Annotated in this window: 13 protein-coding genes; 2 read left to right on the top strand and 11 right to left on the bottom strand. The window is 43.3% G+C overall.

What is annotated here, in order from left to right; translation table 11 throughout:
* Positions 1-127 precede the first annotated feature (127 nt).
* From KP77_RS01165 to sppA, 6 genes are all read right to left on the bottom strand, one after another.
* Positions 128-1,108, bottom strand: coding sequence for a class I SAM-dependent methyltransferase (locus tag KP77_RS01165; RefSeq protein ID WP_041120909.1), 981 nt, complete (start codon positions 1,106-1,108; stop codon positions 128-130).
* Between the two features lie 85 nt (positions 1,109-1,193).
* Positions 1,194-1,694, bottom strand: a complete 501-nt coding sequence (gene tpx, locus KP77_RS01160) for a thiol peroxidase (protein WP_041120908.1) — start codon at positions 1,692-1,694, stop codon at positions 1,194-1,196.
* Positions 1,695-1,757: 63 nt separating this feature from the next.
* On the bottom strand, positions 1,758-2,141 hold the full coding sequence (ytfJ, locus tag KP77_RS01155; RefSeq protein WP_041120907.1) for a GerW family sporulation protein: 384 nt from the start codon (positions 2,139-2,141) through the stop codon (positions 1,758-1,760).
* Positions 2,122-2,733 (bottom strand): hypothetical protein, encoded by a 612-nt coding sequence (locus KP77_RS01150; RefSeq protein WP_041120906.1) that lies wholly within the window; start codon positions 2,731-2,733, stop codon positions 2,122-2,124. The genes ytfJ and KP77_RS01150 overlap by 20 nt, the downstream gene beginning before the upstream one ends.
* 40 nt (positions 2,734-2,773) lie before the next feature.
* Entirely contained in the window at positions 2,774-3,280 is a 507-nt protein-coding gene (locus tag KP77_RS01145) for an RDD family protein (RefSeq protein ID WP_041120905.1), read from the bottom strand.
* Positions 3,281-3,294: 14 nt separating this feature from the next.
* Positions 3,295-4,293 carry a signal peptide peptidase SppA gene (gene sppA, locus KP77_RS01140; RefSeq protein WP_041120904.1) on the bottom strand — a complete coding sequence of 333 codons (999 nt, stop codon included), beginning with the start codon at positions 4,291-4,293 and terminating at the stop codon, positions 3,295-3,297.
* A gap of 139 nt (positions 4,294-4,432) precedes the next feature.
* Here sppA and KP77_RS01135 point away from each other — a divergent pair, with 139 nt between their 5' ends.
* Entirely contained in the window at positions 4,433-5,233 is an 801-nt protein-coding gene (locus KP77_RS01135; protein ID WP_041120903.1) for an NAD kinase, read from the top strand.
* A 31-nt stretch (positions 5,234-5,264) separates the two neighbouring features.
* Here KP77_RS01135 and rarD read toward each other — a convergent pair whose 3' ends face one another.
* The 5 genes from rarD to KP77_RS01105 form a co-directional block, all read right to left on the bottom strand.
* Positions 5,265-6,176, bottom strand: a complete 912-nt coding sequence (gene rarD, locus KP77_RS01130) for an EamA family transporter RarD (RefSeq protein WP_041120902.1) — start codon at positions 6,174-6,176, stop codon at positions 5,265-5,267.
* Between the two features lie 21 nt (positions 6,177-6,197).
* Positions 6,198-7,790 carry an amidohydrolase gene (locus tag KP77_RS01125; RefSeq protein ID WP_041120901.1) on the bottom strand — a complete coding sequence of 531 codons (1,593 nt, stop codon included), beginning with the start codon at positions 7,788-7,790 and terminating at the stop codon, positions 6,198-6,200.
* Between the two features lie 329 nt (positions 7,791-8,119).
* Entirely contained in the window at positions 8,120-8,320 is a 201-nt protein-coding gene (locus KP77_RS01115; RefSeq protein WP_041120899.1) for an alpha/beta-type small acid-soluble spore protein, read from the bottom strand.
* A 103-nt stretch (positions 8,321-8,423) separates the two neighbouring features.
* On the bottom strand, positions 8,424-9,635 hold the full coding sequence (thiI, locus tag KP77_RS01110) for a tRNA uracil 4-sulfurtransferase ThiI (protein WP_041120898.1): 1,212 nt from the start codon (positions 9,633-9,635) through the stop codon (positions 8,424-8,426).
* Positions 9,636-9,637: 2 nt separating this feature from the next.
* On the bottom strand, positions 9,638-10,771 hold the full coding sequence (locus KP77_RS01105) for a cysteine desulfurase family protein (RefSeq protein WP_041120897.1): 1,134 nt from the start codon (positions 10,769-10,771) through the stop codon (positions 9,638-9,640).
* A gap of 412 nt (positions 10,772-11,183) precedes the next feature.
* On the opposite strand from KP77_RS01105, the gene brnQ reads away from it, so the two are divergent.
* Complete coding sequence (brnQ, locus tag KP77_RS01100; protein WP_041120896.1) at positions 11,184-12,518, top strand: branched-chain amino acid transport system II carrier protein; 1,335 nt, start codon at positions 11,184-11,186, stop codon at positions 12,516-12,518.
* Positions 12,519-12,634: the final 116 nt, after the last annotated feature.

The raw sequence follows: 12,634 nt of genomic DNA, 5'->3' as shown, positions 1-12,634 counted from the left end.
AGCCTCCTCGAGCTTCGCTCTGCGGGGTCTCACCTGTCCGTTTTATCCCGCTGGAGTCACCGCCTTCCGCTTCATTTCACTGAATATCTAATTCACACTATTACATTTGATCCTGAAAAGATTTAAATTATTTATTCTCTTTCACCCACTGCTGGATCTTTGCCATCATGTTCTGTACAGCAGGGCCGTTAGAGAGCTTTGGCATGTCGGCAAGGAGGACCTGCTTAGGAGCTTTTGTATCCGCACCCTGCTTTTGCAGAATCAGAATGCTTTTTGCTGACTGTTCATTTTTGAACAGTGACTGGGGCAATTTAATCAGCCCCTGAATATGCGCCTCTTCTTTCAGGAATTCGTGCAGCTGTCCCGCAAGAGGTGATTCAAATAAACTGTTCGGTACAAGGAAGAATAAATATCCTCCTGCTTTTACATGCTTTAATGACTGTTCAATAAATAAGTGATGCGCATAAGAATGGCCTTCTTTTGCCTGAAGCTGATAGTCAGCCGCTCTCACATCATTCGGATAGTATCCTACCGGAAGATCACTGATAACGGCGTCTGCCGGATCAATGAACAGCGGTTCGAGTGCATCCTGGGTGTACAGGTGAATCGGCTGTTCTGAGAGATTAGCCCCCGTGTATGCCAGACGGATCAGCACTTCGTCGATCTCAACACCATGTGCAACTTCCACTTTTCCATCAAGCTGATTCATAATGGATAAAATAAGGTTGGCTGTTCCAAGTGCAGGATCAAGAAGGGTGATTTTTTCCTCACCTTCTGTGAACTTTTCAAGCAGATAACCAATGACCATTGCGATTGAATCAGGTGTCATCTGGTGATTAGGCTGAGTATGCTCTTTCATTCCTTTCAGAACAGCAAGCTGGAATGCTTTTCTTCTGTCATCCCGTGAGAATGATTCAAGCGACATTCCGCGGTATTTGAGTTCAAGCCTCTGCTTCAGTTCAAGGTCTGAATCTTCAACTGTACCGGTAAACCAGTGTTCACCTGACTCCGCAAGTGCTTCTAAATATGAAAGTGAATGAACATGCTGTATGTCTTCTGCTGTTTCATTCAATAATGTAAAAATTGATTCTACAGGTGATATGCTCATGAGTTTGTGCCTCCTGTTTAATTTCTGACGTTTCATTTTAACACGTAAATAAAAAAAAGAAAGCCATGACGGCTTCCTTTTATGATTACTCTGCTTTTTTTGCAGCTTCAATCGCTGCTTCGTAGTCAGGGTGATCTGTTGCTTCTTTTACGTACTCAACGTACGTGACTTTATCATCTGTATCAATGACGAATACAGCACGTGCCAACAGGCGCATTTCTTCAATGGCCACTCCATAAGCTTTTCCAAACGACAGGTCGCGGTGATCGGATAATGTTATGACGTGTTCAAGACCGCTGTCACCACACCAGCGTTTTTGTGCAAATGGAAGGTCAACAGAAATCGTAAGGACTTCTGTATTCGAAAGCTTTGAAGCTTCTTCATTGAATTTGCGTGTCTGTGCATCACATACGCCTGTATCGAGTGATGGTACAACGCTGATAATTTTTACTTTTTCAGCAGAGTCCTTCAGATGAAATGGTGACAGATCGTTTGCGAGCACTGTGAATTCAGGTGCCTGATCCCCAACCTTCACTTCATCACCAAGTAATGTAACCGGGTTATTTTTAAATGTTATAGAAGCCATGAAAATCCTCCTTCAGTATATGTATTCTTTTTTATCATACTGAAAGGCGGAAGTGTCAATCAACTAATATGATTGATCCTGGCGAAATGCATCTGTAATTCTGCTGACTGTATCCGGTGCCATATCCATTAATTTCTCGAGCAGATGAGCGCCTTCATTCATATGATGAAGATGAATGCCATCTTTCCCTACAATCAGAAAAGCGACAGGCGTGATCGATACGCCTCCGCCGCTGCCGCCGCCAAAAGGTAGTTCAGCAACTTCTTCATAAGTCGTCTGATAATCACTGCCTCCCGCTGCAAATCCGAATCTGACACGTGAAACTGTCATAATAGTACTGCCATCCGCAGTTTCAACCGGATCCCCGATGATCGTGTTTACATCTACCATTTCCTTCAGCTGTTCCATCGCTGTTGTCATGACACCTTCAATTGGATGCTCCAACAAAGCCACCTGCTTTCTCCCGTTTTTTCAGTCTGCTGCCAATTCTTCTGATCAGCAGCATCATACCTGCTCTTATAAGATGTCCTGCTGATACTGATATTATGCAACTGAGATCCGCTGAAAAATGCTTCCCTGGATTGATTGAAAACTGAGGCAGTGTATTCAGCCGGATGACTCTTGATAGCTGCTGCACGAATAGAGCCTGAGCGATTGCAATCCCTCCATTCAGCCACGCATTCCAATCCGGACGCTCAAGTCCTGCACCAGCTGATAATTGAAAAGAATCAATACTGAAGCCTTTCAGGGTGCCGACTGCCCAATGCTTCAGATGATAAATCTTCTCTTTTATTATACGAAATTTAGTTTTCATATTTTGCAAATCATTTTTAGTAAACATTTTCTTCTCCCGATTCACTTTATATTCAGGATTAAATGAAAGCTCAATTGGAATATGCCACCGTTTGATGAGTAGCTTCATCACTTTCATGTTTATCGTAATCTCTAAAGATTTTCCTTTACAAACAGCAGTGATTGCAAACTTTATCCGCACAAACAAAATAAATGGCAAACATAATAAAAAGAGCAGCTTGATCATAGCATCCACCTCTATGATAAACTGCCCTTCTTTTGTTCAATTATACTTTTACAGCCTCAGCTTTGACGACCGTTCTCTCATGCACAACTGTTGTATCAGCAAACAGATCATGCACTCCCTGTTTCTTTGGTGTGAATCCGGCAACGATATAAAGTAATGCTAAAAACGGAATGCCGAAAAACGTGATGGCTGTATAAATGTAACGTCCTGCGAGCTCTCTGATCAGTACGGTTACCCAGCCCGGTTTCGCACCGTCTTTTGATATCACTTTTAATCCGAAAATCATCTTTCCGAGTGTCTGGCTGAAGAATTTTGTCATCAGTACAAAATAGGCAAAAAAGACAATGGCAGTGGCGATATTAACGCCGCTGAACATGCCGCTTCCCATTTCAAGACCGCTTAATCTGAATACCGGATAAATCAGCAGACCGTTCAGCGCCCCGATTACTAGCAGATCGAATAAAAATGCACATACTCTGATCCAGAACCCGCCGTAATGAGGGAGGAAAGCTGGAGTTTCCGGCTGATAGGTTTCATTCGTTTCCATAAAGCTTCCTCCTTTTAATCAGCATATAAGTACATTGGGCGTGGACCGCCTGTATGACTCATCACTTCTGAAAGAATCTGGCCTTCCAGCCCGCCAAGTGATTTTTGCACCTGAAGTGACAGCAGTGAACTTAAGTCATTTGGCATACCGTAATGGATGACCGAAGCATTTTCCATATCCAGATCCGTTTTAATCGCCCTGATGACGTCTTCCTCATATCCGAATTCATCAATGAGGTTCAGTTCAAGTGCCTGCACACCATTATAAATACGGCCATCCGCCAATTCACGCACGCGGTCTTCCGGTATATCACGGCCATTCGCAATGACATCCACAAATCCATCGTATGAATCATTCAAAATACTGCGGACGATTTCAAGATCCGCTTCCTGCACTTCTTCACCAGGGTTTAACATATCCTTGAATTCCCCTGATGTAACTGTGACAAATTCTACGCCATAATTATCCGCAAGCTCACTGTAGTTGATGCTTTGCAATACAACACCGAGTGAACCGGTCATTGTTTCTCTGCTTGCATAGATTTTATCAGCAGGAGCTGCCACGTAATACCCGCCTGAAGTTGCCTGAGCGCCCATAGAAACATAAACGGTTTTACCAGTTTCCTGAATTTCAAGAATTTTATCGTGGATCTGCGCACTTTCCACTACACCGCCACCCGGTGTATTCACACTTAACACAATTCCTTTAATCGTATCGTCATCTTTTACCTGATTAAGCTGATTCATAAAATGAGTGTGGTTGTAGCCGGCTGCCCCAAGCAGGCCTCCCGCTTCACCTGTATCCTGAATCGTACCGTTCAGGTCAATGACAGCGATTCTGTCAGTTGCACTTCCGGCTTCTACAATTTCTTCAGAAAGACCTCCTGAAGTTTCAAAGCCGGCAAACATTTCATCAAAGTTAGTCGACAGTGCTGCAGTCGCAAAGTTAATCCCTGCAGATACTACAAATAAAAATGCAGCAATACCGAGGGCAATCCATCTTTTAGCATTCATATTGAAAACCTCCTGTATAATCTCTCTTGTCTATACGTTCTTCTTTCAGATATGTTTCATTTCATGATACACTTTAATCAATCTTTTTGTATGTTTTGTTTTCACAACATTCTTTAAAGTTTGATTTGGAGGTATTCACATGACTGAAAGAAGAAATATTTATTTCTATGCACGTAAAACGGAACAGGCCAAAGAACATCTGAGAATGCTCGAGGAACTTGCTGAGCGTTATCATTTTAATGTTGTTCAGGATTATAAAATCGCAAACATTATTGTCAGTCTTGGCGGTGATGGTGCTTTCCTTCAGGCTGTCAGAAAAACCGGCTTCAGACAGGATTGCCTGTATGCAGGCGTATCAGACTCCGGGAAAAAGAGTCTCTATTGTGATTTCCATGTAGATGACGTTTCATCCATGATTGAAGCGATGACACAGGATCAGATTGAAATCAGAAAGTATCCGACAATCAAGGTTACTGTAGATGATGAGACGAGCTTTCATTGTCTGAATGAATTCAGTATTCGTTCAGGTATCATCAAAACATTCGTCATGGATGTGCATATTGATGATCTTCACTTTGAAACGTTCCGTGGAGATGGAATGATCATCTCAACCCCTACAGGCAGTTCAGCTTATAACAAATCTGTCGGCGGTGCTGTAGTAGATCCAATGCTTCCATGTATGCAGGTCAGTGAACTCGCATCAGTAAACAGTAACCGTTTCCGTACGCTTGGTTCTTCATTTATTCTAAGCGGTCAGCGCAAACTGCGCCTATCTGTCACGCAGGACGGCAATGATTATCCTGTTATGGGCCTTGATAATGAAGCACTTGGCATCAGTCACGTGCATCACGTGGACCTTGTGCTGAGTGATCAGATTGTTAAAACTGTGAAACTGAAAGATAATTCCTTCTGGGAAAAAGTTAAAAGAACATTTCTTTAAGAGAAAAGCTGCGGTCATTGAACCGCAGCTTTTACTGTTTCTGCAATTTGACACGCCTTGAGATCCTTACTCTTGAAAGTGTAAATACCGTCAGACTGAGCCAGATGAATACAAACGAAATCAGATCAATCAAGGAAAAAGGTTCCCCGTATAAAAATACGCCTAGTATCAGTGTTAAGGTTGGTGCAATATACTGAAGGAAGCCAACCATAAAGAGCGGGATTCTCTGTGCCCCGTTTGCAAACAACAGGAGAGGAACAGCAGTCACTGCTCCTGCACCAAGCAGCAGGAAGTCTGTAGTGAGTGAGACATGAAACAGTGACAGGAGGTCTACCTGCTGTAAATATGCCAAGTAGATCAGTGCAATCGGCATAATTGTCAGTGTTTCAAGTGTCAGTCCGACTGCTGCATTGACACGGAGCACTTTTTTCACCAGACCATACAATCCAAATGAAAACGCCAGCGCAAAAGCAATCCATGGAAATTCCCCATATGAGATCGTTAAGATCAATACTCCGATCAACGCTAAAATAAACGAGACAACCTGCGCTTTTGATAACACTTCTTTCAAAATAAATACACCAAGCAGCACTGAAACCAGCGGATTAATATAATACCCCAAACTCGCTTCCACCATTTGTTCAGAGTTTACTGCCCATATATAAACAAACCAGTTAATACTGATTAAAATGGATGCAGCGACTAGAGCGGCAAATAGTTTCGGCCGCTTAAAAAGAGAGAGTGCTTCTCTTTTAAAATAGTTAAACTGCTTGGTGACAATCAGTAACACCAGCATAAACCAGAATGACCAGAAGATTCTGTTTGCTAAAATCTCGTCAGCGGATACGTGCTGTACAAACTTCCAGTATAAAGGAAGCAGCCCCCATAATGTATAAGCAAGGGCAGTATAGATTATGCCTTTTCTTTCTTCGTTCTCCATCATACCACCCATTCATTCAGACGATTAGACGGGTCTTGAATAAACCGTTTTACCATCTACAATTGTACGTTCTATATCTAATGTAAGAAGGCTTTCAGGACCTTCTTTGAATGGATCAGCGCTGAGTACAGTAAAATCAGCTGCAAAACCCGATTGGATCACGCCTCTGTCATGCTCATGATGACACGCATACGCACTCCCTTTTGTAAACAGTGAGATCCCTTCATACATACTCAGTTTTTCACTTTCACCATACACTGTACCTGGTTCCTCAGGCTTCGTTCTTGTCACAGCTGCATGAATGCCAAGAAGCGGCGAAACAGGCTCAATCGGTGCATCAGATCCCCCTGCGCAGGCTATTCCTCTGTTCAGCAGCGTTCTCCATGCATAATTAAACTTCATTCTGTCATGACCGATCCGCTCCTCAACCCACGGGAAATCAGATGGAACAAATCTCGGCTGAATATCAAGAACGATTGGCAGCTTTTCAGCTCTTTTGATCAGTTCTTCATCCAGAATCTGCGCATGAATCAGTCTGTCTCTTTCACCATTTGAAGGAAAAGCTTCAATCGCATCAAGCATATACTCAAATGCCTGGTCACCAATTGTATGCACCGCAACCGGCATATCATATTGTCTTGCTTTCCAGACGAGCTGCTTCAGTTTTTCAGGTGAGTGAATGGCTACACCCTTTTCTCCAGGCGCATCTGCATAACCATTTTTCAGCAGCGCCGTCCGTCCGCCAAGCGCACCGTCAGCAAATATTTTCATCGCGCCAAATTCAACGTAGCGCGATCCTGATCTGAATGAGTGTCCCTGCCTGTGCCAGTCTTCAATGACGTGATGGTGAACCAGCAGGTGTGCACGGAATGGACGCCCTTCCTCTTCAATCACTTTTTGAAAGGCACGGTATGTACGCGTGAAATCACCATAATAACTCAGGTCTTCAGTATGCCCTCCTGTCAATCCCAGTGACCAAGCATGCTCAAGCGCTGTTCTTAATGCATTCTGAATATATTCATCCTCTATCGGTGGCAGTGCAGGAATCATCAGGTCCTGAGCCTGATCCTTCAACTGGCCTGTCAGCCTGCCATCTTTCTTTTCAATAACCCCGCCTTCAGGATCAGGAGTCTGGTCATCAATTCTTGCCAGGAATAAGGCAAATGAATTGACCACCACCGCATGACGGCAGATCCGTTTCAGCATAACCGGGTGATCCGGAGCGATTTCATCAAGCTCTGCAGCTGTTGGTACTGAAGAATCCTCCCACTGGTTCTCATTCCAGCCGTCCCCCTGGATCCATTCTCCTTTTGGCAGCTCCTGTGCCTTTTTCTTTACTGCATCCAGTACTTCCTGTCTGGACTTCATCCCGGACAGGTCAAGCTTCAGCAGGGTTTCTCCCACCCCGACAATATGTAAATGACTATCGACAAATCCCGGAAACATGGTCTTGCCATTCAGATCAATCGTTGTAATATCCTCACTGCCTGCTAGTGCTGACAGTTCTGCTTCCGTACCGACTGCTTTTATTTTTCCGTTACTCGTCAAAACAGCTTCTGCCATTGCGCCTTCCTGTTCCATTGTATAAATTGTTCCATTTTTAAAAAGCTGCAGCATATCAGATCCCTCATCTTTCAACACATTTATTCTCAGTGTACAAAAAATATTTCGAAAGATGAAGTGTTTGGACTTTTATTCTGTAGAGAATTGAAGAGAAATCAGTTTTGAAGTTGCTGAATGATTACTGGCGAGCAGGTAGATGCCTGGGAGTGACCTTTTATTTGAGAGATGTGACCTGTAAACAAAGATGTGATCTCTAATTTCACGGATGTTACCCGTAAAATAAGGAATGTGACCTCTAAACAGTCCTCCATCTTTAAGCACCGATTCCTCCTTATTCACAATACAAAAAACAGCAGGCTCAGCGCCTGCTGTTCTTCATTTCATTATTTCTGGTATCCGCTAAGCTGTTGTTCAGCCATCTGAACTAGACGCTTAGTGATTTCTCCACCTACTGAACCGTTTGCGCGTGATGTAGAGTCAGCTCCAAGCTGTACGCCGAATTCAGTAGCAATTTCGTATTTCATCTGATCAAGAGCTTGTTCTACACCTGGAACAACAAGCTGATTTGAGCTTCTGTTTGCCATGTGCTATCACCTCCTTGTGAGATTAGAATGTGCAATAACACACGGCTTATTAATGGTAAATGTTCCTAAGAAATTCTCACCTTATAAAGTGATCGGTGTTTGATCAAAATAGCGCTGAATCAATTTCAGTTTCAGCGGTGTATCCCGGTTTCATTGTGATGACTTCAGTACCTTCCACAGCTTTTAGGATCATCTCATCAAAATCGATAAAGCTTTCATAAAATGCTACTTTTTCTGTCTTCGGTCTTGTTTTTGGTGCTGCAGGCGTAAAGATCGTACAGCAATCTTCAAACGGCAAAATAGAGGTCTTATACGTACCGATTCCTTTAGCAATGTCGATAATTTCCGTTTTATCTGATGATATAAGCGGACGCAGTACAGGCGTGTTTGTTACGGCATTGATGGCTTCCATACTTTCAAGCGTCTGGCTCGCAACCTGACCTAGACTTTCACCTGTCACAATTGCTTTTGAGTTTGTTTTCTTTTTCAATTCATCTGCAATTCGGAGCATCATTCTTCTTGTTGATGTCATTGTATAATTTTCCGGCACCTGCTGATGAATGGTCTGTTGAATATCTGTGAAAGGCACAATATGCAGTTTGACAGAACCTGAGAACCCTGCGAGCTCAGAAGCGAGCATTTTAACTTTTTCTTTCGCCTTCTCACTTGTAAATGGTGGGCTGAAAAAGTGCACAGCTTCGAGCTCCACGCCTCTTTTCATCATCTGATAGCCTGCAACCGGACTGTCGAGACCGCCTGAGAGCATGAGTACAGCCTTATTACCGGATCCGATCGGCATCCCGCCTGCTCCCTGAATCGTCTGAGCTGATAAATAAACTGCTTCACTTCTGACTTCAACTGTCAGTTCAACTTCAGGACGTTTCATTTCAACTTTTAATCCGGGCACCTGTCTTAATACGTGAGATCCGATTTCATAATTCAATTCATTTGTATCAAGCGGGTAAGTTTTATCAGATCTTCTTGCTTTTACTTTAAATAACGTTCCCTCAGAAACAACAGATCTTACAAGATCAACTGCATTTCTTTTTACTTCATCAAGATCGCGGTCTGATTTAATGACAGGACTGAATGACTGAATACCAAATATGATTTTCAGTCTATCCATTACCTGGTCTGCTTCATCAGGGTTATTCAGTTCAAGGTGCATTCTGTCTCTGCCTGATTCAATGTGGAAAGGAGTGAGATCAGAGCAGGCATCTGTTATATTCTTTTGAAGCCTTTTAATAAATTTATTACGATTTCTTCCTTTAGTGGAGATTTCCCCGTAACGGATTAAAATCCGGTCAATTTGCATGTTTATTTAACTCCTTTCAATAATGGCGGAATGACTTCCTGCCAGCGTGTCATAAATTCCTGTATATCTTCAGCGGACTGCATCGTGCTCATACTGATTCTCACCGCTCCGCGTATCGCGCGGTCGCTTACTCTGCATGCAGTCAGCACATGACTTTTTTTATTGAGCTTTGAAGAGCAGGCGCTTGAGGTGGTAATATAGACATCTTTTTGAGCCAGAGCATGTACAACTACTTCTCCGGTTAACCCCGGTACACTTACCGATAAAATATGAGGTGCTGCACGTTCAGGAGAAATCAGGGTCACTTCAGCCTGATGAGTAAAAAAGTCTCTCAGCATGATATGATATTTCTTCAGATTTTCACTGGCAGCCAGCTGCCCTTCTACTGTTAATCTCATGGCTTTTGCAAGTGCCACAGTTCCCGGCGTGTTAACAGTACCGCTTCTGTCACCTTCCTGCTGACCGCCACCAAGCATTTCAGGTGCTAATTGGATGCCATTTTTCACAGCAAGTAACCCTGAGCCCTTCATGCCATGAAACTTATGAGCTGAGAGCGTCATCAGGTCGAGTGATCTGAAATCTGTTTTTATTTTACCAAAAGCCTGCACAGCATCTGAATGAAATAGAGCTTGTGAATAACTGTGGATCAGCTCCCCTGCTTCATGAATGGGCTGTATACTGCCGGTCTCGTTATTCACATACATAATCGAAACTAAAATGGTATCTGATCTAAGTTCATTTTTCAGATTTTCTAATGAAATCACTCCATCACGGTCAACCGGAAGATATGTGACGTCAAATCCATCCTTTTCAAGATTTTTGAAAACCTCAAGAACTGAAGGGTGCTCAATTTCAGTTGTAATCAGATGTTTCCCTGCACCTGCACGAGTGTAGGCAATCCCTTTGATGGCAAGATTATTGGATTCAGTACCCCCGGAAGTGAAAATAACGCGGCTGTCTGGCATGCCGATTAGTTCTTCACACTGCTTTTTAGCCCTGTTGAATAGAGACGATGCCTGTTCACCAAACGTATGATTAGATGATGGGTTAGCATAATATTGTTCGTTTACCTTTATATAGGAAGAAACAACTTCAGAATGCGGCTTAGTTGTTGCACTGTTATCGAGATAAATCAATTTAATCACTCTTTCATCAGGTCTTTTCCAAAAAGCTCTGTAAAAGATGGCTGTTGATTTCCGCTCCAGGGGGAACGCTTTCCGCAGGGCGTGCGGTAAGCCTCCTCGACGCTTCGCGTCTGTGGGGTCTCACCTGTCACGCTTCTCCTGCTGGAGTCGTCCCCCTGCAGCGAGAATCAACAGCTGTGCTAAAACAACACTGGACTTTAACAAAGACTTTCCAAAAAGAAACCTCATCAGTTTTAAATCTAATTAATCCTAACATATCTAGTATGAGAATGTTATGTGTTGAAAATGGGTCCGCATTATGCGGAATATTCCTTATATTTAGACTTTTGCTATTTTCGACAAATTTCAACTTTTCTATGATATGATGTTGCGGACAAAACATTGAACATTGGTGGAGGGTATTATGAGTAGTAACAAAATAACATTTGGTAGCGTTTTCACGATTGGTCTCATGCTTTTTGCACTGTTTCTTGGCGCAGGAAATATGATCTTCCCGCCTCTTCTGGGACAGCAATCGGGTGACAGCAGCTGGGTTGCAATTGCAGGCTTTCTGTTAACAGGTGTAGGGTTACCGTTACTTGGGGTCATTGCTATTGCGAAGTCAGGCGGGAGCCCGCTGGACCTGGCAAGGCGTGTACACCCAATTTTCGGAATAATCTTTACAATCATCCTGTACCTGGCAATCGGTCCTTTCTTTGGGATACCAAGAACGGCTACTGTTTCCTATGAAATCGGTGTTTTACCGTTTCTGGAGCAGGATTCAGCCGGTGGATGGACGCTTCTTTTATTCTCAATTCTCTTCTTTACTGTAACAGCATGGCTGTCTTTAAATCCTGCAAAGCTTGTAGACAGGATTGGTAAGTTCCTGACACCTGTACTGGTAATCATTCTTACCGTGCTTGTGGGAGGAGCATTTATAAATCCAATGGGTAAGCCGGGCCAGGCAACTGCCGGTTATGCTGAATCACCATTTATCACAGGTTTCCTGGAAGGCTATTTAACACTTGATGCGATCGCTGCACTGGTCTTTGCCATTGTAATTATTTCAGCTATACAATCTAAAGGGATGACAGAGCGAAAAAGTGTTGTCAGAGCAGCTACTTTTGCAGGTCTGATCGCAGCGACCGGGCTTGCTGCTGTGTATATTTCACTCAGCTATCTTGGTGCTACAAGCCTTAATGCGATTGGTGTTCAGGATAATGGAGGTGCTTTACTTGCTGCCTCTGCAAGTTATCTGTACGGTTCTTCAGGCGCTATTATACTTGGACTTGCCATTGGTGCAGCCTGTCTGACTACATCAATCGGTCTTGTATCTGCTACTTCGACATATTTCGCAAAGACATTCCCTAAAGTCAGTTACAAAGGGTTTGTACTTTTATTTTCGGTCTTCAGTATGCTGATTGCCAACGTAGGTCTGGCTCAGCTGATTGCTGTTTCAGTTCCGGTACTGGTGATGATTTATCCGATGACAATTGTGTTGATTGTCATGTCATTCTTAGATAAATGGGTGAAAGGGAAAAGGTCAGTCTATATCGGCGCGATTATTCCAACACTGCTGATTGGCATAATGGACGGGTTGGCAGCTGCCGGCTTTACATCGTTGGCTTCCGCTTTTTCGTTTCTTCCATTAATGGCTTCGAGCCTGGGCTGGATCCTGCCTGCCATTATAGGCGGTCTAATTGGATTGGCTCTTCCTGAAACTGCCCGTTCACAGGTTTCTGCAAAATATAATAATTAAAAAAAGCAGTACTTCCTTGAACTGCGCCCTGTCAAGTAGACAGTAAAAAAGAAAAAAGGTTAGAACTACGCTACGGCCTGGTACCGATACTCTATCGGTGCCAGGTTGTTTAATTT

It is taken from the genome of Jeotgalibacillus alimentarius (assembly GCF_000829445.1).
GTDB lineage: Bacteria > Bacillota > Bacilli > Bacillales > Jeotgalibacillaceae > Jeotgalibacillus > Jeotgalibacillus alimentarius.
The sequence above is the reverse complement of the archived record's forward strand: the minus strand, read 5'-3'. Positions and strand labels throughout refer to the sequence as shown.

What these genes read in the sequence shown, in the direction of transcription:
- KP77_RS01165 (WP_041120909.1), bottom strand. Translation starts at nt 1,108, where the DNA reads ATGAGCATATCACCTGTAGAATCAATTTTTACATTATTGAATGAAACA.
- tpx (WP_041120908.1), bottom strand. Translation starts at nt 1,694, where the DNA reads ATGGCTTCTATAACATTTAAAAATAACCCGGTTACATTACTTGGTGAT.
- KP77_RS01150 (WP_041120906.1), bottom strand. Translation starts at nt 2,733, where the DNA reads ATGATCAAGCTGCTCTTTTTATTATGTTTGCCATTTATTTTGTTTGTG.
- KP77_RS01145 (WP_041120905.1), bottom strand. Translation starts at nt 3,280, where the DNA reads ATGGAAACGAATGAAACCTATCAGCCGGAAACTCCAGCTTTCCTCCCT.
- sppA (WP_041120904.1), bottom strand. Translation starts at nt 4,293, where the DNA reads ATGAATGCTAAAAGATGGATTGCCCTCGGTATTGCTGCATTTTTATTT.
- KP77_RS01135 (WP_041120903.1), top strand. Translation starts at nt 4,433, where the DNA reads ATGACTGAAAGAAGAAATATTTATTTCTATGCACGTAAAACGGAACAG.
- rarD (WP_041120902.1), bottom strand. Translation starts at nt 6,176, where the DNA reads ATGATGGAGAACGAAGAAAGAAAAGGCATAATCTATACTGCCCTTGCT.
- KP77_RS01125 (WP_041120901.1), bottom strand. Translation starts at nt 7,790, where the DNA reads ATGCTGCAGCTTTTTAAAAATGGAACAATTTATACAATGGAACAGGAA.
- KP77_RS01115 (WP_041120899.1), bottom strand. Translation starts at nt 8,320, where the DNA reads ATGGCAAACAGAAGCTCAAATCAGCTTGTTGTTCCAGGTGTAGAACAA.
- thiI (WP_041120898.1), bottom strand. Translation starts at nt 9,635, where the DNA reads ATGCAAATTGACCGGATTTTAATCCGTTACGGGGAAATCTCCACTAAA.
- brnQ (WP_041120896.1), top strand. Translation starts at nt 11,184, where the DNA reads ATGAGTAGTAACAAAATAACATTTGGTAGCGTTTTCACGATTGGTCTC.